24 protein-coding genes and 1 tRNA gene are annotated in these 21,831 nt (G+C 69.4%); 10 read left to right on the top strand and 15 right to left on the bottom strand.

The annotated features are described in order from the left end of the window. Window positions 1–456: a DUF4383 domain-containing protein gene (locus C8K36_RS05645; RefSeq protein ID WP_258195107.1), complete on the top strand. Its 456-nt coding sequence runs from the start codon at window positions 1–3 to the stop codon at window positions 454–456. On the opposite strand, the gene C8K36_RS05640 is transcribed toward C8K36_RS05645, so the two are convergent. From C8K36_RS05640 to cobC, 4 genes are all read right to left on the bottom strand, one after another. Continuing rightward, window positions 434–1,555: a bifunctional RNase H/acid phosphatase gene (locus C8K36_RS05640; RefSeq protein ID WP_107983364.1), complete on the bottom strand. Its 1,122-nt coding sequence runs from the start codon at window positions 1,553–1,555 to the stop codon at window positions 434–436. The two genes, C8K36_RS05645 and C8K36_RS05640, sit on opposite strands and share 23 nt — an antisense overlap. Further along, the gene (locus C8K36_RS05635; RefSeq protein ID WP_107983363.1) at window positions 1,552–2,289 is read right to left on the bottom strand and encodes a zinc ribbon domain-containing protein; all 738 of its coding nucleotides are present in this window, start codon (window positions 2,287–2,289) and stop codon (window positions 1,552–1,554) included. The genes C8K36_RS05640 and C8K36_RS05635 overlap by 4 nt, the downstream gene beginning before the upstream one ends. Before the next feature lie 122 nt (window positions 2,290–2,411). Then, entirely contained in the window at window positions 2,412–3,557 is a 1,146-nt protein-coding gene (locus C8K36_RS05630; RefSeq protein ID WP_107983362.1) for a Nif3-like dinuclear metal center hexameric protein, read from the bottom strand. Further along, on the bottom strand, window positions 3,554–4,597 hold the full coding sequence (cobC, locus tag C8K36_RS05625; RefSeq protein ID WP_107983361.1) for an Rv2231c family pyridoxal phosphate-dependent protein CobC: 1,044 nt from the start codon (window positions 4,595–4,597) through the stop codon (window positions 3,554–3,556). The genes C8K36_RS05630 and cobC overlap by 4 nt, the downstream gene beginning before the upstream one ends. Before the next feature lie 63 nt (window positions 4,598–4,660). Here cobC and C8K36_RS05620 point away from each other — a divergent pair, with 63 nt between their 5' ends. From C8K36_RS05620 to C8K36_RS05610, 3 genes are read left to right on the top strand one after another with little or no spacing between them, the layout of a single operon-like run. Next, window positions 4,661–5,338, top strand: a complete 678-nt coding sequence (locus tag C8K36_RS05620) for an HAD hydrolase-like protein (protein WP_107983360.1) — start codon at window positions 4,661–4,663, stop codon at window positions 5,336–5,338. Window positions 5,339–5,345: 7 nt separating this feature from the next. Beyond that, entirely contained in the window at window positions 5,346–5,801 is a 456-nt protein-coding gene (locus C8K36_RS05615; RefSeq protein WP_107983794.1) for a low molecular weight protein-tyrosine-phosphatase, read from the top strand. Between the two features lie 29 nt (window positions 5,802–5,830). After that, window positions 5,831–6,841: an SURF1 family protein gene (locus C8K36_RS05610; RefSeq protein WP_107983359.1), complete on the top strand. Its 1,011-nt coding sequence runs from the start codon at window positions 5,831–5,833 to the stop codon at window positions 6,839–6,841. Here the strand turns inward: C8K36_RS05610 and C8K36_RS05605 are convergent. From C8K36_RS05605 to C8K36_RS05575, 7 genes are all read right to left on the bottom strand, one after another. Beyond that, the gene (locus C8K36_RS05605) at window positions 6,823–7,104 is read right to left on the bottom strand and encodes a putative quinol monooxygenase (protein ID WP_107983793.1); all 282 of its coding nucleotides are present in this window, start codon (window positions 7,102–7,104) and stop codon (window positions 6,823–6,825) included. The two genes, C8K36_RS05610 and C8K36_RS05605, sit on opposite strands and share 19 nt — an antisense overlap. A 73-nt stretch (window positions 7,105–7,177) precedes the next feature. Next, window positions 7,178–8,158 carry a cobalamin biosynthesis protein gene (locus C8K36_RS05600; RefSeq protein WP_107983358.1) on the bottom strand — a complete coding sequence of 327 codons (981 nt, stop codon included), beginning with the start codon at window positions 8,156–8,158 and terminating at the stop codon, window positions 7,178–7,180. 77 nt (window positions 8,159–8,235) lie between these two features. After that, window positions 8,236–9,858: a polyamine aminopropyltransferase gene (locus tag C8K36_RS05595; protein WP_420910846.1), complete on the bottom strand. Its 1,623-nt coding sequence runs from the start codon at window positions 9,856–9,858 to the stop codon at window positions 8,236–8,238. Then, window positions 9,798–10,268: a DUF350 domain-containing protein gene (locus C8K36_RS05590; protein ID WP_181319452.1), complete on the bottom strand. Its 471-nt coding sequence runs from the start codon at window positions 10,266–10,268 to the stop codon at window positions 9,798–9,800. Before C8K36_RS05590 ends, C8K36_RS05595 begins: the two co-directional genes overlap by 61 nt. A gap of 32 nt (window positions 10,269–10,300) precedes the next feature. Further along, complete coding sequence (locus tag C8K36_RS05585) at window positions 10,301–10,717, bottom strand: DUF4247 domain-containing protein (protein ID WP_107983355.1); 417 nt, start codon at window positions 10,715–10,717, stop codon at window positions 10,301–10,303. Continuing rightward, complete coding sequence (locus tag C8K36_RS05580) at window positions 10,705–11,208, bottom strand: DUF2617 family protein (RefSeq protein WP_107983354.1); 504 nt, start codon at window positions 11,206–11,208, stop codon at window positions 10,705–10,707. Before C8K36_RS05580 ends, C8K36_RS05585 begins: the two co-directional genes overlap by 13 nt. Then, on the bottom strand, window positions 11,205–11,801 hold the full coding sequence (locus C8K36_RS05575; protein WP_107983353.1) for a DUF4178 domain-containing protein: 597 nt from the start codon (window positions 11,799–11,801) through the stop codon (window positions 11,205–11,207). Before C8K36_RS05575 ends, C8K36_RS05580 begins: the two co-directional genes overlap by 4 nt. A gap of 131 nt (window positions 11,802–11,932) precedes the next feature. On the opposite strand from C8K36_RS05575, the gene C8K36_RS05570 reads away from it, so the two are divergent. Continuing rightward, complete coding sequence (locus C8K36_RS05570) at window positions 11,933–12,679, top strand: VIT1/CCC1 transporter family protein (protein WP_107983352.1); 747 nt, start codon at window positions 11,933–11,935, stop codon at window positions 12,677–12,679. Here C8K36_RS05570 and C8K36_RS05565 read toward each other — a convergent pair. The 4 genes from C8K36_RS05565 to C8K36_RS05550 form a co-directional block, all read right to left on the bottom strand. Further along, on the bottom strand, window positions 12,656–13,192 hold the full coding sequence (locus C8K36_RS05565; protein ID WP_107983351.1) for a protein-tyrosine phosphatase family protein: 537 nt from the start codon (window positions 13,190–13,192) through the stop codon (window positions 12,656–12,658). The two genes, C8K36_RS05570 and C8K36_RS05565, sit on opposite strands and share 24 nt — an antisense overlap. Window positions 13,193–13,303: 111 nt before the next feature. Next, window positions 13,304–13,375: transfer RNA gene (locus tag C8K36_RS05560), tRNA-Val, on the bottom strand. A gap of 34 nt (window positions 13,376–13,409) precedes the next feature. Next, window positions 13,410–13,874, bottom strand: coding sequence for a peroxiredoxin (locus tag C8K36_RS05555; protein ID WP_107983350.1), 465 nt, complete (start codon window positions 13,872–13,874; stop codon window positions 13,410–13,412). An 85-nt stretch (window positions 13,875–13,959) separates the two neighbouring features. After that, window positions 13,960–14,382: a DUF3052 domain-containing protein gene (locus C8K36_RS05550; protein WP_107983792.1), complete on the bottom strand. Its 423-nt coding sequence runs from the start codon at window positions 14,380–14,382 to the stop codon at window positions 13,960–13,962. A gap of 389 nt (window positions 14,383–14,771) precedes the next feature. On the opposite strand from C8K36_RS05550, the gene aceE reads away from it, so the two are divergent. From aceE to C8K36_RS05525, 5 genes are all read left to right on the top strand, one after another. Then, entirely contained in the window at window positions 14,772–17,651 is a 2,880-nt protein-coding gene (aceE, locus tag C8K36_RS05545; protein ID WP_107983349.1) for a pyruvate dehydrogenase (acetyl-transferring), homodimeric type, read from the top strand. A gap of 98 nt (window positions 17,652–17,749) precedes the next feature. Continuing rightward, on the top strand, window positions 17,750–19,111 hold the full coding sequence (locus C8K36_RS05540) for a PucR family transcriptional regulator (protein ID WP_107983348.1): 1,362 nt from the start codon (window positions 17,750–17,752) through the stop codon (window positions 19,109–19,111). 128 nt (window positions 19,112–19,239) lie between these two features. Beyond that, complete coding sequence (locus C8K36_RS05535) at window positions 19,240–20,157, top strand: ACP S-malonyltransferase (protein WP_107983347.1); 918 nt, start codon at window positions 19,240–19,242, stop codon at window positions 20,155–20,157. Between the two features lie 91 nt (window positions 20,158–20,248). Further along, window positions 20,249–20,560 carry a meromycolate extension acyl carrier protein AcpM gene (acpM, locus tag C8K36_RS05530; RefSeq protein WP_107983346.1) on the top strand — a complete coding sequence of 104 codons (312 nt, stop codon included), beginning with the start codon at window positions 20,249–20,251 and terminating at the stop codon, window positions 20,558–20,560. Window positions 20,561–20,567: 7 nt separating this feature from the next. Continuing rightward, a complete protein-coding gene (locus tag C8K36_RS05525) occupies window positions 20,568–21,815 on the top strand; it encodes a KasA/KasB family beta-ketoacyl-ACP synthase (protein ID WP_107983345.1) in 1,248 nt (415 codons plus the stop codon). The last annotated feature ends 16 nt before the right edge of the window (window positions 21,816–21,831 follow it).

Raw genomic sequence — 21,831 nt, 5'->3', positions numbered from 1 at the left:
ATGGACGAGCCCGAGGGCCTCGCCCGGACGACGACCCAACTGGCCGCGACCGTCGTCGCGGCCACCCTGCTCTTGATCGGACTTCTCGGTTTCGTCCCCGGCGTCACGACCGGTGTCGGCGACATCACGTGGGCCGGACCCGGAACCGACGCCCGAATGCTCGGCTGGATCGACGTGTCGGTACTGCACAATGTCGCCCACATCGCAGCCGGCGCCGTCGGGCTCGCGATGTCGCGCACGCTGGCCGCCGCCGAGATGTTCCTCATCGGCAGCGGCCTGCTGGCGGTGCTGCTGGCCGTCTACGGGCTGGTGATCGACGCCGAGACGGGGTCGAACTTCATGCCCATCGATTACGAGTCGAGCTGGCTCCATCTGCTCGCCGGGGTCACGCTGGTGTTCCTCGGAGTCGCGCTACCGCGCCGCGACGACGGTCCTACAAGTGCGACGTATCGTTGACCAGCCGCACCGACGAGCCGCCGTCCGGATAGAACTCGGCGACACTGAGCGACGCGAGGTCCAGGTGCAATCGGAACAGCAGTGACGGCCCGACGTCGAGCGCCAACTGCAGCAGCGTCTTGATCGGCGTCACGTGCGTGACGACGAGGATGTTCGTGCCCGCATACGACGCGGTCAGGTCGTCCCGGACCGCCTGGATCCGGGTGCGGACCTCGTCGAAGCTCTCGCCCTCCGGCGGGCGCACCGAGGTGTCCGACAGCCAGCGGCTGTGTAGGTCGGGGTCCCGCAGCTGGGCCTCGCCGAACGTCAGCCCCTCCCACTTGCCGAAGTCGGTCTCGATCAGTCCGTCGTGGAAGGTGACCGGCAGACCGAGGGCCTCAGCAGCCGCCGCGGCGGTTTCGCGGGCCCGGCCGAGCGGCGACGACACCACTGCGGCGATCGCGCCCTTGTCGGCGAGGCGCTGTGCCGACGATCGTGCCTGCGCGCGACCGAGGGCGGTGAGTGGCGGGTTGCCGTGTCCCGAGTAGCGCCGCTCGACGGACAGTTCGGTCTGGCCGTGTCGCAGCAGCAGCATGCGGGTGGGCGCCCCCATCGCGCCGGTCCAGCCGGGCGATGCGGTCGCAGCCTGCTGCGGTTCGGGCTGCGGCTCGGTTCTGTCCGCACCTGGCGCGACGCCGGACGTGATGGCATCCTCGCCGTCCATCGCTTGGTTGGCGAGACGATCGGCGTCCGAGTTCTCGGCGCGCGGGATCCAGGTGTACGTCACCCGCGCGAACCCGCCGGCCAGTTCCTGTGCCCGCTGCGCGAGCGGAATCATGTCCGGGTGCTTGATCTTCCACCGTCCGGACATCTGCTCGACGACGAGCTTGGAGTCCATGCGGACGTCCACCTCGTGCGCCCCGAGTTCGCGGGCGGCGGTCAGTCCCGCGATGAGTCCGCGATACTCGGCGACATTGTTGGTGGCGACGCCGAGGAACTCACGACGCTCGGCCAGCACCCGGCTGCGGCCGGCGTCGAAGACCACCGCGCCATATCCGGCCGGGCCCGGATTGCCCCGAGATCCGCCGTCGGCCTCGACGACGACCCGGTCCGAGCTCACAGACCGGACTCCTTGGTGCGCACCATGATTGCGCTGCACTCGGGGCACCGGACGACGACGTCAGCAGGGGTGGCGGCGATGCGGGCGAGCTCGCCGCGGTCGATCTCGATGCGGCACGCACCGCAGCGACGGGCCTGCAGCAGAGCCGCACCGACACCGCGCTCGCCACGCTGCTTCTCGTAGATCGCGAGTAGGTCGTCCGGGAACAGTCCGACCAGCCCGGCGCGATCGGTGTCGCACCGCTGCTGCGCCTTGTCCAGATCGGCGACGGCGTCGTCGCGGCGACGCTCGGCGTCGATCAGTTCGTCTTCGATCTGCGTCAGGCGTGCGCCCGCGTGATCGTGGTCGGCCTCCGATGCCTCACGACGCTCCATCACCTCGAGCAGTTCGTCCTCGAGCACGCTCTGCCTGCGCTCCAGGCTGGCGAGTTCGTGCTGCAGCTCGGACAGCTGCTTGGCGCCGACGGTGCCGCCCTCGAGCAGCTTTCGGTCGCGCGTCTCGCGCTGGCGGACGGCGTCCACCTCGCCCTCGAGCTTCTTGATGTCCCGATCCAGATCGTCGAGCACGATCTCCACGGACACAGCCGCGTCCTTACGGGAGAGCCGCTCCGCCTCGAGCCGCTCCACTTCCTGCTGCTCAGGCAGCGTGGAGCGACGATGCGCGAGCTGCGCCAGCTCGGTGTCCACACCGGCGAGCTGCAGAAGCTTGGACTGCACTGAGGGATCGACGTTCACGCGTGGAGGCTCCTGCTGTGTTCTTGTTGGTCACGAGTTCTCGAACGGGCCGAGATCAGGTGTCAACCGTACCCCCGACGGGGCGGCGCACCGACCACATCGGGCACCCGCTGTGACACACGTCAGTGGCAGGCGACGGTCCACGGGTCGGTGCGCAGTTCGGTCACGCGCACGTCCCATCCGTCGACGCCGGAGAAGCGGTCGTCGAGGACACCCTTGGCCTGCGCACACCACGGTTGTTCGCTGGCCCAGTGCGCCACGTCGACCAGGGCCGGGCCGCCCCGGCGGAGGTGCTCGTCGGCGGGGTGGTGCCGCAGGTCCGCCGTGACGTACACGTCGGCGCCCAGTGCGGTGACCGTGTCGAGTAGGGAATCACCCGAGCCGCCGCACACCGCGACGGTGCGGACGGCGCGGTCGGGGTCGCCCGCCGCACGCACACCCCACTCGGTCCGCGGCAGCGCCGCGGCGACCCGCGCCGTGAACTCGCGCAGGGTCTGCGGCTGCGGCAGCGCGCCGATGCGGCCCAGACCCCGGCTGCCGGGGAAGTCCGCCGTCTCGAACACGTCGAATGCCGGCTCCTCGTACGGGTGCGCGGCCCGCAGCGCCGACAGGATCCGGGCACGGGCCTTGCGCGGTGCGATCACCTCGAGGCGGTCCTCGCGCACCGCCTCGACCTCCCCGACCGCGCCGAGCGCCGGGTTCGCTCCCGGCAGCGGCCGGAACTGGCCGTCGCCGGTCACCGTCCAACTGCATTCGCGATAGTCGCCGAGTTCGCCGGCACCGGCCGCGAACAGCGCTTCGCGCACCCGAGCGGTGTCGGTGGTGGGGACCATCACCACCCACTTGTCGGTGACCGTGTCGGGGATCGGGATCAGCGGACGGGTGTCGACCAGGCCCAGTGCGCCGGCGAGCGCATCGGACACGCCCGGGTCGGCGCGGTCGGCGTTGGTGTGGGCGCTGTAGAGCGCACACCCGCCGCGGATCAGGCGGTGCAGCAGCGCGCCCTTGGGGGTGTGCGCGCCGACGGTATCGACGCCGCGCAGCAGCAGCGGGTGGTGCACCAGCAGCAGCTGGGCGCCGGTCGCGAGGGCCTCGTCGACGACGGCGGCGGTCGCGTCGACCGCGACGACCACCTTCCGGACCTCGTCGGCGGGGTCTCCGGCGACCAGCCCGACGGAATCCCACGACTCGGCGAGCGCGGGCGGATAGGCCTGCTCGAGCGCCGCGATCACGGAGGCCAACGTCGGGGTGGTGGTCGGTCGAGTCACAGGATCTCCCTCATCGTCGCGATCAGCTGTTGGGCCAGCGGGCGCGGTCGCACCGCCACCCGCAGGAAGTCGGGTCCCAGTCCCGGGAAGGTGTCACAGCGCCGCACCGCGACGCCCCGGGCGCGCAGGTGGGTGCGCATGCGTTCGCCGTCGGGCAACCGCAGCAGCAGGAACGGTGCCATCGCCGGAGTGTGCGCGTGCACGCCCGCCGCCCGCAGCAGGTCCACCATCGTGTCGCGGTGGTGCTCGATCTTCGCCGCCATCTCGCCGGCCTGCGCGACGGCCGCCGGTTCGCTGCACGCGGTGATCGCCTCGAGTTGCAGGCTGCCGACCGGCCAGTGCGGGCGGCCCACCGTCAGCCGGTCCAGCACGTCGGGGTGGCCCAGCGCGTACCCACAGCGCAGGCCGGCCAGCGCCCACGTCTTCGTCAGGCTCCGCAGCACCACGACGTCGGGCAGCGACAGGCCCGCCACCGACTCGCTCTCCCCCGGCACCGCGTCCATGAACGCCTCGTCGACGACGAGGATGCGACCGGGGCGGCGCAGCGCGAGGACCTCGTCGGCGCGGTGCAGCACCGACGTCGGGTTGGTGGGGTTGCCGAGCACCACGAGATCCGCGGACTCGGGAACCGCCGACGGATCGAGCACGTACGGGGCGTCGAGTGTCACGTGCGTGACGGGGACCCCGGCCTCACGCAGCGCGAGTTCGGGTTCGGTGAACGACGGGTGGATCAGCGCGGCCTCACGCGGCGCGAGCCGCGGCAGCATCGCGAAACCCTCGGCGCCGCCGGCCAGCGGCAACACCTCCTGCGGTTCGCGACCGTGCCGGGCCGCCACCTGCTCGCGGGCCCGGAGGTCGGCTTCCGCGGCCGGGTAGCGGCCGAGCCCGGACAGTGCGTCGGCGAGCCTGCGCCGCAGCCACTCCGGCGGGCCGTCACCCTGCACGTTGACCGCGAAGTCGAGCAGACCGGGGCTCGCCTCGGCGTCGCCGTGGTGGCGCAGACGCGCGAGTGTGTCCACCGCTGACGAACCGAATTCCATAGCCGTCGAGCCTACGGCGCGAGCCGGTGCGCGCCGCCGCGGGCGTCTGAGCACAATGAACGAGTGACAACCTCCGCTTCACCCCTCGCCCCCGTCCTGTTGTTCGACCTCGACGGCACCCTCACCGACTCCGCGCTCGGCATCCACAACGGCTTCCGGCACGCCCTCACGGCGGTCGGCCGTCCCGAGCCGACGGCGGACATGCTCGCGACGGTGATCGGCCCGCCGCTCATGGACTCGATGCGCGGCATGGGTCTGGACGACGCCGCCACCGCCGGTGCGCTGGCGGCGTACTTCGAGCGCTACGACGCGGTCGGCTGGTCCGAGAACGAGGTCTACGACGGGATCGAACCGATGCTCGCGGCCGCCCGCGACACCGGGGCGCGGATGGCGGTCGCGACGTCGAAGACCGAGAAGTTCGCCATCCGGATCCTCGAGCACTTCGGGCTCGACCGCTACTTCGAGGTGATCGGCGGTGCCAGCAGCGACGGCGCGCGACGCGCCAAGTCCGACGTCATCGAGCACGTCCTCGGCGGGCTGGGACTGCCCGCGACGCCCGGCAGCACTCATGACGTCGTGATGATCGGCGACCGTGAGCACGACGTCCACGGCGCCGGACACTGGGGCATTCCGACGGTGTTCGTCGAGTGGGGCTACGGCACCGCCGAGGAGGCGCGGGCCGCTCGGTGGTCGGCCCCGACGGTGGCCGACCTCACGCGCATCCTGACCCGGGCGGCATGACATGAGCATGATTCACGTCACCTTCGTATGCACCGGCAACATCTGCCGGTCGCCGATGGCGGAGCGGATCTTCGCCGAACACGTAGTCCGTGCGGGCCTCGACGACCGGGTCCGCGTCACGAGCGCCGGCACCCACGGCTATCACGTCGGCGACGGCGCGGACCCACGCACCGACAAGATCCTCGAGGCCGCCGGGTACCCGACCGGGCATCGTGCCGCCCAGGTCGACGACGATCATCTGTCCGCCGACCTGGTGGTTCCGCTCGACCGCGGGCACGACCGGATCCTCGCCCGACTCGGTGTGCCCACCGAGCGGCGTCGACTGCTGCGCAGCTTCGACCCCGATGCGGACGGCGATTCGGTCCCCGACCCGTACTACGGCGATCTGACCGATTTCGAACTCGTGCGCGATCAGATCGAGGCCGCCGTGCCGGGCCTGCTGGACTGGGTGCGGGAGAACTGACCTGCGCACGAGCCAGTACCGTGGTACCCGTGCGAAGGCTGACATTTCTGCTGCGACCCGGCTGGCTGGCATTGGCAGCCGTGGTGGCCGGTTTCGCCTTCATGTGTTTCACCGTGCTGGCCCCGTGGCAGCTGGGTAAGAACACCAGGAACGAGGAGCGCAACAGCCTGCTCGAGCAGTCGCTGAATGCGGAAGCCGTGTCGATCGACACGCTGCTCGACGCGAACGGTCCCGTCGCGAACGACGAGTGGCGCAAGGTCCTCGCGACCGGCACCTACGTCCCGGACAGCGACCTGCTCGTGCGGCTGCGCTCGGTCGAGGACAAGCCCGCTTTCGAGGTGCTCACGCCGATGCGCCTCGACGGCGGCGACACCCTGCTCGTCAACCGCGGTTACGTCCGGCCCGAGCAGGGCACCGAGGCGCCGCCCATTCCGGCACCTCCCACCGGCGAGGTGACCGTCGAGGGCCGAATCCGAATGTCGGAGGGCACCGTTCCCGGCAAGGAGCCGATCACCGAGTCCGGTACCCGGCAGGTGTACTACATCGACTCCGGTCAGATCGGGCAGTTCGTCGGCACCGATCTGTTGAACGGCTACCTGCAGTTGGACGACGCCCAACCGGGCGGCCTCGGCACCATCCCCCTGCCGCAGATGGACGCGGGCCCGTACCTGTCGTACGGCCTGCAGTGGCTGGCGTTCGGCATCATGGCCCCGCTCGGTCTCGCGTACTTCGTGCGCGCCGAACTGCGCGAGCGCCGCAAGTCGAAGCAACAGCGGGCAGCGGCGGCGGTTCCGGGTCCGGTTCCCGATGCACCCGCACCGCGTCCTTCCGTTCCCGAGCCTTCCATCCCCGAGCCTTCCATCCCGGAGCCGTCGGTTCCGGAGAGCCCGGCACCCGCGCCCGCCGAGGCTGCGAGCGCCCCCGTCGACGACTTCCAGCTTCCGTCCCGGCGCGGGCTGCGCAAGAAGAACAAGACCGAGGAAGCACCGCTGACGGAGTCACAGGCCAAGCTCGCGGACCGCTACGGCAAGAACCGCTGACACTCGAATTCCTTCACATCGAACCCGATGATCCGGTCCGCGAGTGCGTCGTCGGGTCCGGCGCCGCGGAACCGGTCGAGTGACGATCGGTCCTTCCACACCTCGAGCACGGTGATGCGGTCGGCGAGCAACAGATCCGGCCCCAGCGCGAAGTCGACGCAGCCGGGCGTCGACCGTGCCTGCTCGACGACGTCCCGGCACGAGTCCAGGTAGGCCGCGCGATCCTCCGCCGCCACCGTCAGGTGTCCCGCCACGATGATCATGGTGTGCGCTCCGTTCGTCAGGATGTCTGTCTGTACTGACTCCGCCGGCGGCACGAACTCGTCGCGGGCCTCCTCAGCGACGGCGGACGACGGCCAGCGCCAGGACCGCGGCGGTAACCGCCGCACCCGCCTGCACCACCGACGACAATCGGACGGCGCGTTCGAGATCGGCCGTCACGGGCGCCGGCCCCGACCCCAGTTCGGGACGCATCTCCACGCCGTGTGGGTAGTCGGTCCGGCCGCCGAGCATCACACCCAGCGCGCCGGCCGTCGATGCCTCGGCGACGCCGGCGTTGGGGCTCGGGTGCTTCGCCGCGTCCCGCCGCCACGCGTCCCACGCGCCGCGAGCCGATCCCCCGACCAGGGGTGCGACCGCGACGGTCAAGGCGCCGGTGAGCCGCGCGGGCGCCAGGTTGACCACGTCGTCCCAGCGAGCCGCGGCCCACCCGAACCGCAGGTACTTGTCGTTGCGGTAGCCGATCATCGCGTCGAGCGTGTTCGACGCCCGGTACGCGAGCAGTCCGGGTACACCGCCGACTGCGCCCCAGAACAGCGCGCCGACGGTCGCGTCGGAGGTGTTCTCCGCGACCGATTCGAGGGTGGCGCGGGCCAGTCCGTCGGCGTCGAGCACGCCGGGGTCACGGCCGCACAGCGACGGCAGCAGGTCCCGCGCCGCCGTCAGATCGCCGGCATCGAGGAGGCGCGCCATCGTGCGACCGGCGCCGGCGAGGGAGGTGCCACCCAGCACGGTCCACGTCGCAGCGGCGGTCACCGCAGCCTCCCCCGCCCAACCTGCACGACGTCCGAGACGCTCGGCGCACACCCCTACCGCGGTTGTCGCCCCGACCAGGATCGCGGTGTGCGCGGCGCCCGAGAGCTTGCTGTCGGCGTAGGTGCGCTTCTCGACGGCCATCGCGGTCCGGCCGAAGCCGGCGACCGGATGTCCGCGCCGCGGATCACCGAATACTCGATCGGCGGCGTACCCCAGCAGCAGTCCCGCCGCACGGGCCGTGGGGCGGGGGCGACGGACCGGCGAGCGTGGAGAGCGAGACACGTCGGTAGTTGTATCAACCGCGCCATCGGGCGACCGCGTCACACCCCGATATTCGACAGGTGTTCTCCGCGGTCGCGCTACCGCTCGTATCCCCGCCGCATGTCGTCGACGATGCGCGGCCGGTCGAGGGTCGACGGCTCGAGGTCGCGCCGCTGGCGATCGAGGGAGAACACGGCGGACGCCGCGAGGGTCGCCTCGTCGAGGAAGCGGCGCGGTGCCGCCGACGGCGAGAGTTCCAGGGCCGGTGGCGGTCCGGACTGCGCGAGGACGTAACCCCAGTCGCCGAAGCTGGGCACGTAGGCGTGGTACGGCGTCACGCCGAGACCCACCGATTCGACGGTGCTGACCGTGCGCCAGTAGGCGTCGGGGGTCGAGTACGGGCTGCCCGACTGCACCACCATCAGCCCACCGGGATTCAGTGCGGCCCCGACCAACCCGTAGAACTCGGTGGAGTACATGCGGCCCAGCGTCGGGGTGTCGGGGTCGGGCAGGTCGACGATCACGGCGTCGAACCCGTCCCCGGGCCGCTCACGCAGCCACCGGAACGCGTCGTCCGTCACCACCTGCACCCGGTCGTCCTCGAGCGCGCCGCCGTTGAGATCACGAAGTCGGGTGTTCGCCAGGTCCAGCACCGCGGGATCCAGCTCCACCTGGACGATCTCGCGGATCCCGTCCTGACGCAGCACCTCTCGCGCCGCGAGGCCGTCGCCGCCGCCGAGGATCAGCACGCGCTGCGGATCGCGCGCGAGTGCCGGGTACACGAGTGTCTCGGTGTAGCGGTGCTCGTCGCGGCTCGAGAACTGCAGATCGCCGTCCAGGTAGAGGCGGACGTCGCCGGAACGCTCGGTGACGATGATCTCTTGATATTGCGAGCGCTGCGCGTACACCACCGGGTCCGGGTAGAGGCGCTGGCGCGACGTCGTCTCGATGTCCGACGCGCGCACCAGCAGGGTGCCGAGCAGCGCCGCGGCGAGCAACAGCGCCAGCATCGCCGCGGCCCGTGCGACCGGCTTCAGGTGTCCGCGCAGCAGGAACAGCGCGGCGACGGCCGCGGCCACCAGGTTCACCATGCCGGTGAGCGCGGTCCCCCGGATCAGTCCCGCCGCCGGCAGTAGAAGGAACGGCCACGCGAGGCCGCCGATCAGGGCACCCGCGTAGTCGGCGGCGTTGAGATTGGCGAGCACCTTGCCGGTGTCGGCCGCGTCGGTGTCGCGGCCGGTCTGCAACAGCGTCATGAGCAGCGGCACCTCGGCGCCGACCAGCATGCCGATGGCCGCAGTCGCGAGCACCAGGACCCACGTCGACGATCCCAGGAACGTGAACGCGACGTACAGCGCCGCGGCGCTCACTCCGCCGACCAGGCCCAGCGCCACCTCGACCGCGACGAACGACGGCGCGGCACGCGAGAGCAGCGGCTTGGCCGCCAGCGCGCCCAGCCCCAACGCCGCGACGAATCCCGCGACGATGAGCGAGGTTTCGGTGATCCCCCCGCCGGTCAGGCTCGCCGACAGCGTCAGCAGCGCCAGTTCGTACACCAGCCCGCACGCAGCGCACGCGGCGACGGCGGCGAGCAACAGCACCCGCGACCTCCGCCCCAGCGCGGGGGCGGCCGCCGGGGCCTGCGGCGGAGCGGCCACGGTCACGACAGGGCGGCGGCGTTGACCAGGCCCACCGAGAACAGGGTCACCGCGACGGCCCATGCCGCGCCGCACATGCGGGGTTCGGCCACCAGCGCGACGAGTCGTCCGGGCAGCAGCACGTTCATGATCGCCAGCGCAGCGGCCTGCAGGACCACACCCACGACGCCGTAGACCAGCGAATCGGCCAACCCCTGCGCGAACCCGTCGGAGCTCGTCATGATCGCGGTGACCACGATGATCGCCAGCGACAGATGGTTCGCACCGAGCAGCAGGGCCGCGTTGGGGTTCTTCTCGACGTACACCTGGTGACGCAGGTTGCCCGGGGTGAGTGCGTCGAGCATCGCGAAGCCCGCCGCCAACACGGCCACCCCGACCGCGAAGAACGCGAGGGTGGCGAGCACGCCCCCGACCATCGGCAGGAACTCGACGGTTCCGATCTCGGTGGCGGCGGCCAGGTTCGTCACGGTCATGTTCGCGCTCCCGGGTTGCTGAGTGAGGATGGTCATTTCGCGTCCCCGGATCCCCCGGAGGTGTTGCCTGCGGCCGGCGATCCGGGCGTGAATCCGGGCCCGAGATAGACGAAATGCCCGCCGCGGTAACGGCCGTCGAGGTCCTCGACGGAGATGTTGCTGCCGCCGCCCGCGGCAGGGCCGACGGTGACGATGTCGTCGTTGTAACGCAGGTACTCGTTGCCGCCGTCGGCCTTTCGCGCCGACGGTTGGTCCTCGTCGACGATGCGCGTCGCCACCGTGCCGACAGGGTCCGGCGACCAGTAGTTGGTGATGTCGCCCTGCGAGCCACGGTTCTCGAAGTTGTCAGCCAGGTGGTCCCGTACGCTGCTGCTCCCGCCGCATCCGGCGGTGAGCAGCACGACGGCAGTGAGGACCGCGCCGGCCGCGGCCCGCCTCACGGCCGCCACCGACTCTCGGTCGAGACGACGGTTCCGCCGCCGGGGCCGGGATACAGATGCCAGGTGCGCCAGTGCCATTCGCCGGCATCCGCGCTGGCGGTCAGGGCGGTCAGCGCGTCCCGATCTCCCGGGAACGCGCCGCACACCCACTGCTCCCCCGAAGCCTCGTCGCGGAGGGTCGCGGCGCGCCGCCGGAACTCGTCCTCCGCCACCAGCTCGGTGCGGGAGACGAACCGATAGCCCTGCTGCTCTTCCACTTCCGGCAGTCGTGTGCCGCCGGACCGCACGGCGTCGCACGACACCTGCTCGGTCAGCACCCGTCCGCCCGATTCGGCGACCACCACGTGCGACGCCCCCAGCACACCGAGCATCACGGATCCCGCGATGTCGTCGTGCAGGGACAGCGCGGCCAGCGCCGCGGGCGCGGGTGCGCCCAGCACGAGGCCCAACGCGCCGGCATCCACATCCGTCGGTGCGACGTCGAGGAGATGCACGCTCATTCTGCGGGACCGGAATGAATCACCGTCAGTTCGCTGCGGGTGACAGCGCGGCCGGTGGAGACCTCCCACGAGGAAGTCTTGGCCCACCGCTCGAACGCGAGCAGGCCTGTCTTGTCTGCGGTCTCGTAGTCGGCGTAGTCCATAGACCCGGTCGGCGCCGTGCCGGTGGTGCCCTCGGCGGTGAACCGGGCCGAGCCCGACTCGATCTTCCGATAGACGCGGTCGTCGAGGACGACGTCGCCGCCCGGCTCCAGGCCGGTCCCCTCGCGGCGCATCCACAGCGTCATCTCGAGTTCGCCCTCGTCGTCCTCGACGGTGAGCCAGCGGCGCCCGGTGGAGCCGTCCAGCAGGTGTTCGCGCCACTGGTAGCCCTCCTCGTCGAGGACGATGGTGCCGCGCACGACATGGTCGATGCCGGCGTAGGTGACGATGTCGCCGACCCCGATCTTGTGCGGGTCGTAGACCTCCGGGTAGTCGGCAAGCGGATCGACGCGGCGAGGGGTCGCCGGCTTCCTCGTACGCAGCACGAACACGAAGATCCCGGCAACCAGCACCAGAATCAACAGGACGACAAGCAGAATCAACACACCCATGCGGACATTTCCCCCATACTCGAAGTGTTCCGGGCCGACCCTACCTGCGCGTCGCGGGCGCATTCCAGCCCCGACTTCGGACAGCCTTCCATTGCTGGTCGAGCGCGCGCGAGCGCAATAGTCTTCGAGATGTGACCTCGCGCAAGGAGTCGCCCGATCAAACCGGTCCTGTCGGCGTCCACGACGCGGAACCGCACCTGGGTTCCCTGTCGTCGCGCCTGAACTGGTTACGGGCGGGCGTGCTGGGCGCCAACGATGGCATCGTCTCGGTCGCCGGCCTGGTGGTCGGTGTGGCGGCCGCGACCACCGATCGGGGGCCGATCCTCACCGCGGGCCTGGCCGGTCTCGCGGCCGGCGCGGTGTCGATGGCGCTGGGCGAGTACGTCTCGGTGAGCACCCAGCGCGACACCGAGCGGGCGCTGCTCGCCAAGGAGAAGCTCGAGCTGTCGACCATTCCCGACGCCGAACTCGAGGAACTCGCGTCGCTCTACGAGGCGAAGGGGCTGTCCCCCGAAACGGCACGGATGGTCGCGGAGGAACTGACCGAGCACGACGCGTTCGCCGCGCACGCCGAGGCCGAGTTGGGCATCGACCCGGACGAGCTCACCAATCCGTGGCAGGCCGCCGGCGCGTCGGCAATCTCGTTCACCGTGGGTGCGATCCTCCCGATGCTTGCGATCCTGCTACCCCCGGCCACTGCCCGGATCCCGGTTACGTTCGTGGCGGTGCTCATCGCGCTGGCGATCACGGGCAGCCTCAGCGCCCGGCTGGGCGGCGCACGCCGGTCCCGCGCCGTGCTGCGGGTGGTGGCGGGCGGCGCGCTCGCGATGGCCGTCACCTATGGGATCGGGCAGCTACTCGGCGTCGCGGGCGTCTGACGCGGGCGCCCCGAGCAGCCATTCCTCGAACGTCTCGTTGCACAGGCACGCCGGCGACCGCCGCTCCCGCAGTACCGCGATCGCCCCCGCCGGGTCCGCCTCGTCGGACAGCACCATCGCCCGCCCGGCCACGAGGCTCGAGCGGTTGAGTCCCACCTGGCAGTGAACCAGCACCGGCCCGGTCTGCCGGCACACGTTCACCCACGCCGCGAGCGCGTCCACCTGTTCGAACCCCTGCTCGGCGCTGTCGTACATGCGCACGTACATCTCGGAGTCGACGGTGTGCCGGATGTCGTACTGCTCCCACGGATAGAGGGAGACGAGGTGCGTGACGAAATCCGGCAGCACCAGCCCCTCCCGGCAACCGCCCTGCCACAGGTTGTCGGCGATCTCGCTGATCACCGGGACGTCGAAGGGCAGGTGTTTGTGCGCGGTGATCCCGACAAGATGCTGCCGCATCGGGTTCAGTGTGATGTCGATCGCTGTCGGATCGACGGTGGGGTCCGTCGCCATCTTCGTCCGTTCCGTCGTGGTCCCTCCAGTATCGGCTCGGCCGGGACAGGATTCGGTGTGAACGAACGTGAAAAACCCCGCATCGCAATGCGCGAGTGCGGGGTTCCGATGTGGGCGCGGAGGGTTTCGAACCCCCGACCGCTGGTGTGTAAAACCAGAGCTCTACCACTGAGCTACACGCCCGAAATCCGGCGACGCAATGTCGCCGGATTCGCATTCAGGACTTTAGCGCGGTGAGCGCTTTCTCCCAAGCTGCCTGGTCACGGGGTTCGCCGGGGCCGTTCATCTCGGCGAACCGGATGACGCCTTCCTTGTCGATCGCGAAGGTGCCGCGATTGGCGAATCCGAGTTTGTCGTTGAAGACCCCGTACGCCTCGGCGACGGCTCCGTGCGGCCAGAAATCCGACAGCAGCGGGAACGTGTAGCCCTGCTCGGCGGCCCAGATCTTGTGGGTCGGCGAGGGGCCCACCGAGATCGCGAGAATCTCGGCATCGTCGTTCTGGAACTTCGGAAGCTCGTCGCGCACGCGGCACAACTCGCCCTGGCAGACACCCGTGAACGCCAGCGGATAGAACACGAGAAGGACGTTCTTCTCACCGCGGAAGTCCGACAGCGTCACTTCCTGGTTGTTCTGATCCTTGAGCGTGAAATCGGGCGCGACTGCGCCCACCTCGAGAGGCATGCCTGTTCCTAACGTCGGGTACGGCAGCACATCCGTCACGACCAACGTACGCCGTGCGGAAGTGAGTGGAAGAGAGATCTGGAGGTCAGCGCTTGGGCGCGCGGGCCTTCGGCTGTACCAGCCGGCTGCCGCTCCACATCCCGAGGTTCGCAGCCGAGGTCTGGGTCAGACCTGCTGTGGGTGCGGACTCGGCGATCTCGCTGGGTTCGACGTGTCCGGGCTGGCCGGTCTTGGGGGTGAGAACCCACACAAAACCGTCATCGGACAGCGGACCGATGGCGTCCATCAGTGCGTCGACCAGATCACCGTCCCCCTCGCGCCACCACAGCAGCACGACGTCCATGACCTCGTCGGAGTCCTCGTCGACCATCTCCCCACCGATGGCCGCTTCCACCTCCGCGCGCAACTCATCGTCGGTGTCCTCGTCCCAGCCCAGTTCCTGAACCGCCATATCGGGGGTAATGCCAAGCTTCTGAGCGTAGTTCTGGGCGTCCGCCGCGGCGACCACGGTGGTGTCCTCCTCTGTTCGGTCGGTCGCAGCCTCCCGCTTCATGCCTCGCGCGAGCCTGCAAACCTCTGGTGGCGATCGAGCATCCGTCGATCAATAGGTGAAAGCGAACATGGTCGGAGGCTTTCGCGCAAGCCGACGACCCCGAAAACCTCGAGAAAGTCTCGCCGGATGCCCGAGAATCGCCGCGAACTGGACGTTCGCGGGGCAGGTCGAGCCGCCACGACGCGCCGGGTACCGGACAACAGGAGCGGGGGTGCCACGCGGCTGTGGATGGTGAAAGATGAGGGCTGCGCCATATTCATATGGAAAGTCGGCCGGCCCTAACAAGGACCGTCCGGATGGAGCGGACGTGACACCGCGCGTCCCACCACAATGAGGAGCACACCTTGTCAGACCTGATCCAGGGGCCCGCGTCTCAACCGAACGCCGACACACCGGGCGTTTCCGGAGCGGTCCAGCCACCTGCTGCGAACGCGCAGCCCGGCGCCGACGGCCGGGTTCGCGTCATCCGCGAGGGCGTGGCGTCCTACCTGCCGGACATCGATCCGGACGAGACCACGGAGTGGCTCGAATCGTTCGACGGTCTGCTCGACCGTTCGGGATCGGCCCGTGCCCGCTACCTGATGCTGCGCCTGCTCGAGCGCGCCGGGGAGAAGCACGTGGCAATCCCCGCACTGACGTCGACCGATTACGTCAACACGATCCCGACCGAGAACGAGCCGTGGTTCCCCGGTGACGAAGACGTCGAGCGTCGGTATCGCGCCTGGATCCGCTGGAACGCCGCCATCATGGTGCACCGCGCGCAGCGGCCCGGGGTCGGCGTCGGTGGCCACATCTCGACGTACGCGTCGTCGGCCGCGCTCTACGAGGTCGGCTTCAACCACTTCTTCCGCGGCAAGGACCATCCGGGCGGCGGCGACCACATCTTCGTCCAGGGTCACGCGTCCCCGGGCATCTACGCGCGCGCGTTCCTCGAGGGCCGGATCCCGGCCGAGCAGATGGACGGCTTCCGCCAGGAGGCCAGCCACGCACAGTCCGGCGGCGGCCTGCCGTCTTACCCGCATCCGCGCCTGCTCCCGGACTTCTGGGAGTTCCCGACGGTGTCGATGGGCCTAGGCCCGATGAACGCCATCTACCAGGCGCGCTTCAACCACTACCTGCACGATCGCGGCGTCAAGGACACCGCGGATCAGCACGTGTGGGCGTTCCTCGGCGACGGCGAGATGGACGAGCCGGAGTCGCGCGGTCTCGCGCACGTCGCGGCCACCGAGGGCCTCGACAACCTGACGTTCGTGATCAACTGCAACCTGCAGCGTCTCGACGGCCCGGTCCGCGGCAACGGCAAGATCATCCAGGAGCTGGAGTCGTTCTTCCGCGGCGCCGGCTGGAACGTCATCAAGGTCGTATGGGGTCGCGAGTGGGACTCGCTGCTGCACGCCGACAAGGACGGCGCGCTCGTCAACCTCATGAACGAGACGCCGGACGGTGACTTCCAGACGTACAAGGCGAACGACGGCGCGTTCGTCCGCGAGCACTTCTTCGGACGCGACCCGCGCACCAAGTCCCTCGTCGCGGACATGACCGACCAGGAGATCTGGAACCTCAAGCGCGGCGGTCACGATTACCGCAAGATCCACGCAGCGTACGCGGCGGCGATGGCGCACAAGGGCCAGCCGACGGTCATCCTGGCGCACACCATCAAGGGCTACACCCTCGGCAAGCACTTCGAGGGCCGCAACGCGACGCACCAGATGAAGAAGCTGACGCTCGACGACCTCAAGCGTTTCCGCGACATCCAGCGCATCCCGATCTCCGACGCGGAACTCGAGAAGGATCCGTACCTGCCCCCGTACTACCACCCGGGCACGGATTCGCCGGAGATCCAGTACATGCTGCAGCGCCGCAAGGCGCTCGGCGGGTTCCTGCCGTCGCGCCGCACCGACGCCGCACCGCTCGCGCTGCCTGCGGACAAGACCTACGACGTCGTGCGCAAGGGCTCGGGCAAGCAGGAGATCGCGACGACGATGGCGGTCGTGCGCATCCTCAAGGAGCTGTTGCGCGACAAGGAGATCGGCAAGCGAATCGTGCCGATCATCCCCGACGAGGCTCGCACGTTCGGCATGGACTCGTGGTTCCCGTCGCTGAAGATCTACAACCGCAACGGGCAGCTGTACACGTCGGTCGACGCCGAACTGATGCTCGCCTACAAGGAGAGCTCGGTCGGCCAGATCCTGCACGAGGGCATCAACGAGGCCGGCTCGACGTCCTCGTTCACCGCGGTCGGCACGTCGTACGCCACGCACGGCGAGCCGATGATCCCGGTCTACATCTTCTACTCGATGTTCGGGTTCCAGCGGACCGGCGACGGCCTGTGGGCCGCGGCGGACCAGATGGCCCGCGGCTTCGTGCTCGGCGCCACCGCCGGCCGCACCACCCTCACCGGTGAGGGCCTGCAGCACGCCGACGGCCACTCGCTGCTGCTCGCGTCCACCAACCCGGCAGCGGTGTCCTACGACCCGGCGTTCTCGTACGAGATCGCGCACATCGTCAAGGACGGCCTGCGTCGCATGTACGGCGGCACGCCCGGCACGGACGGGTTCGGTGGCGAGAACATCTTCTACTACCTGACCGTCTACAACGAGCCGTACCAGCAGCCGGCAGAGCCCGAGAACCTCGACGTCGAGGGCCTGCTCAAGGGCATCTACCTGTTCAAGCCGGCAGAGATTTCCGGCGACCAGGAGGGGCGCTCCGCACCGCGGGCACAGATCCTGGTCTCGGGCGTCACGATGCCCGACGGTGTGCGGGCGCAGCAGCTGCTCGCGGACGAGTGGGGCGTGGCCGCGGACGTGTGGTCGGTGACGTCGTGGGGCGAGCTGCGCCGCGACGGCGTCGAGTGCGAGCGCTCGGCACTGCACAATCCCGGCGAGGATGCGCCGACGCCGTACGTGACCAAGGCGCTCTCGCAGGCGCAGGGCCCGTTCGTCGCGGCCTCCGACTGGATGCGCGCGGTGCCGGACCAGATCCGTCAGTGGGTGCCCGGCTCGTACACGACGCTCGGCACCGACGGGTTCGGCTTCTCGGACACCCGCACGGCCGCGCGGCGGTTCTTCAACGTCGACGCCGAGTCGATCGTCGTCGCCGTCCTGTCGGCGCTGGCGAAGTCCGGTGAGGTCGACCGGTCGAAGGCCGTCGAGGCCGCCGCTCGGTACCGAATCGACGACGTGCTGGCCGCGCCGGTCTCGACGTCGGATCCCGGCGTCGCCTGAACGGAGACGATCACCCGGCCGATCGGCCACTGAACGCGCCCGTCGCCTGCACGAGTGTCCCCCGGACCTCACGCAGGCGGCGGGCGTAAGTTCCTTTCATGGCCGAGGATCAGCCCGAGACGTCGAACAGCTCACCGGAGCCGCCCACGCTGCACGAGGCGCCGGCGCCCACTCCGGCGCGACGTGTCCGCTATCAGCCCCCCGTCGCCGGGACGGGTGGCCGGCCCACCCGCGATTCACTGCCCGACGCTCTGCTGCGCCGGGTCAAGCAGTTCTCCGGACGGCTGTCGACCGAGGCGATCGCTTCGATGCAGGACCAGCTGACGTTCTTCGCGGACCTCGATGCGGAGCAGCGCGCGAGCGTCCAGATGATCGTCCAGAAGTCGGTGGTCAACTTCCTCGAGTGGCTCACCGACTCCGACAGCGACATCCGCTTCACCATCGACGCCTACCAGGTGATTCCGCAGGATCTCGCCCGCCGCCTGACGCTGCTGCAGACGGTCGACATGGTGCGCGTGGCGATGGAGTTCTTCGAGCAGCGGCTGCCGGCGCTTGCCCGCAACGACCGTCAGCTCGTGGCCCTCACGGAGGCGATTCTGCGGTATGGACGCGAGCTCGGATTCGCCGCCGCCTCGGTGTACGCCAGCGCCGCCGAGTCCCGCGGCGCATGGGACACCCGGCTGGAGGCGCTGGTCGTCGATGCGGTCGTGCGGGGCGATACCGGGTCCGACCTGCAGTCGCGCGCGGCAACGCTGAACTGGGACGCCACCGCACCGGCGACGGTCATCGTCGGCACACCCCCACCCGAAGAGGGCGTGTCGGTGATCGGCACCGTGCACACCACCGCGCAGCGCCACGACCGCGGGGCGCTCGCGGTGATCCAGGGCGAGCGGCTCGTCCTCGTCGTCAGTGGCGAGTTGCACGGCAGCAAGGCGGCTCGGGAGTTCATGACCGATCTGATGGACAAGTTCTCCGGCGGCCCCGTCGTGATCGGTCCGACGACCCCGAGCCTGGGTGCCGCACACTTCAGCGCAGTCGAGGCGCTGGCGGGAATGGAAGCCGTCGTGGGCTGGCGCGGGGCTCCCCGGCCGGTGTTCGCTGCCGAGCTTCTGCCCGAACGAGCCCTGCTCGGAGACACCGCAGCGGTCGCCGCCCTGAATGAGCATTTGATACAGCCGCTCGCCGCCGCCGGATCGTCGCTGTCGGACACGCTCGACGCCTATCTGGACTCCGGCGGCGCCGTCGAGGCATGTGCCCGTCAGCTGTTTGTTCATCCAAATACGGTCCGCTATCGATTGAAGCGAATTTCAGAAATCACGCGCCGAGATCCCACGAACCCACGCGATGCGTATGTGCTCCGCGTCGCAGCCACAGTCGGCCGACTTGCCCAAACGCACGTTCAAACGTCGACTTCCGACACATCAGTCACAAAATTCGCAATCCGGAACGTCGGAACGTAACGCGAGAGCGCCCGATTTCGATAGCCGCCGCTGACGTGGATTTTTGTAGGAACCCTACAAAACACGTGTCCAGGTTTCATGGCCGACAACATCTCGCAGACGTCCACCCGAGGTGTTCCCTGGATAGCGTGATTTCGTTGCTAGCCCCGGGTCAGGGCTCACAGACACCCGGCATGCTCAGCCCTTGGCTGGACCTGCCGGGCGCACACGATCGCGTCACGCTGTGGTCGAAGGCCGCGGGTCTCGATCTCGTTCGGCTGGGCACTACCGCCACGGCCGAGGAGATCACCGACACCGCGGTGACTCAGCCCCTCGTCGTCGTCGCCGCGCTCCTCGCCTACGAGGAACTCGAACGACGCGACCTGATCCCGGCCGACACCATCGTCGCCGGACATTCGATCGGGGAACTCGCGGCGGCGGCAGTCGCCGGAGTGCTCTCCCCCGACGACGCCGTGACCCTCGCCGCGATCCGCGGCGCGGAGATGGCGAAGGCCTGTGCGCTCGAGCCCACCGGAATGTCGGCGGTGCTCGGTGGGGACGAGGACGCCGTCCTGTCCCGTCTCGAAGAACTCGACCTGACTCCGGCCAACCGCAACGCGGCCGGACAGATCGTCGCGGCCGGGCGACTCGACGCGCTCGAGCAGCTCGCCGCGGCTCCACCGGAGAAGGCCCGCGTGCGGGCTCTGCCCGTCGCCGGGGCGTTCCACACCCGGTTCATGGCACCGGCTCAGGACGCCGTGGCCGCGGCGGCCGCCCGAATCACCCCCGGGGATCCGACGCGGACGCTGCTGTCCAATTCGGACGGCGCGCCGGTCACCTCCGGTGCCGATGCCCTGACTAAGCTGGCCGCGCAGGTGACCCGACCTGTGCGCTGGGATCTGTGCACCGCAACGCTGCGGACCGCCCAGGTCACGGCAATCGCGGAACTTCCTCCGGCTGGCACCCTGATCGGGATCGCCAAGCGCGAGATGCGCGGCACACCGACCGTGGCGCTGAAATCCCCCGGAGACATAACCGCCCTGACCGAACTCACCGAAGTCGGTTGACCATGTGCGCGCACATCCACGCGCGCATCGGTGCGGCCCGCCCGCACCGATCATCACCACACGAACATCGAAACGAGAAGGGAGCCACCTAGTGGCCGCCAACCAGGAAGACATCATCGCCAACCTCGCCGAGATCATCGAAGAGGTCACCGGCATCGAGCCGTCCGAGGTCACCATCGAGAAGTCCTTCGTCGACGACCTGGACATCGACTCGCTGTCGATGGTCGAGATCGCTGTCCAGACCGAGGACAAGTACGGCGTGAAGATCCCGGACGAGGATCTCGCGAGCCTGCGCACCGTCGGCGACGTCGTCTCCTACATCCAGAAGGTCGAGGCCCAGGGCGGCGACGCAGCGGAGACCGTGAAGGCCAAGCTCGAGGCCGCCAAGAACGACGACGAGTGAGACAACCGTGACTTCCGCTTCTGCCCGAGGGCGATTACCGAACATCGTCGTCACCAGCCTCGCGGCTACGACGTCGGTAGCCGGAGATGTGGATGGCACGTGGAAGGGCCTGCTGGCCGGTGAGAGCGGGATCGATGTTCTCCACGGTTCGTTCGTCGAGGAATTCGATCTGCCTGTGCGTTTCGGTGGCCAACTGAAGGTCCCGTTCGACGACGCACTGAGCCGGGTCGAGATCCGACGGATGAGTTTCGTGGAGCGACTCGCTCTCGTGCTCGGTCGGCAGGTCTGGCAGAACGCCGGCAGCCCCGAGGTCGACAAGGATCGACTAGGGGTTGTCATCGGCACCGGGCTCGGCGGCGGCGAAGCTCTCGTCGACGCCGTCGACAGGTTGCGCGAGGGCGGATACCGCAAGGTGTCGCCGTTCGCGGTTCAGATGGTGATGCCGAACGGCCCGTCGGCCACCGTCGGACTCGAACTCGGCGCGCGTGCGGGCGTGATCACGCCTGTTTCGGCGTGCTCGTCCGGGTCGGAGGCCATCGCTCATGCGTTCCGCATGATCGCTCTGGGGGATGCGGACATCGTCGTCGCAGGTGGCGTCGAGGGCAGCATCGGCTCTGTGCCGATCGCGAGCTTCGCAATGATGCGCGCGCTCAGCACCCGGAACGACGACCCGAAGGCGGCCTCGCGCCCCTTCGACAAGAACCGGGACGGGTTCGTCTTCGGCGAGGCCGGAGCCTTGATGGTCCTCGAGACCGAGGAACACGCCAAGGCACGCGGGGCGACGATCCACGCGCGCCTGCTGGGCGCCGGCATCACCTCGGACGGCTTCCACATCGTGGCGCCCGATCCGGAAGGCACGGGCGCGGCGCGCGCCATGACCCGGGCCATCGAGACCGCAGGTCTCAGCAAGACCGACATCAAGCACGTCAACGCACATGCGACGGCCACACCGATCGGCGACATCGCCGAGAGCATCGCCATCAAGGCGGCGGTCGGCACGCATTCTGCGGTGTACGCGCCCAAGTCGGCACTGGGCCACTCGATCGGCGCCGTCGGCGCCCTCGAGGCTGTGCTCACTGTCCTCAGCGTGCGAGAGGGAGTCATTCCTCCCACACTGAACTTGGACAACCAAGATCCGGAGATCGATCTCGACGTCGTGAAGGGTGAACCCCGCTACGGCGACATCGATTTCGCGATCAACAATTCGTTCGGTTTCGGTGGGCACAACGTCGCGCTCGCCTTCGGCCGGGCATAACCCAGCCGAACCTTGC

Origin of the sequence: Rhodococcus sp. OK519, from assembly GCF_003051005.1 — a bacterium.
Classification (GTDB): domain Bacteria; phylum Actinomycetota; class Actinomycetes; order Mycobacteriales; family Mycobacteriaceae; genus Prescottella.
Note: the sequence above shows the minus strand (reverse complement) of the source record. Positions and strands in the feature narration are given on the sequence as shown.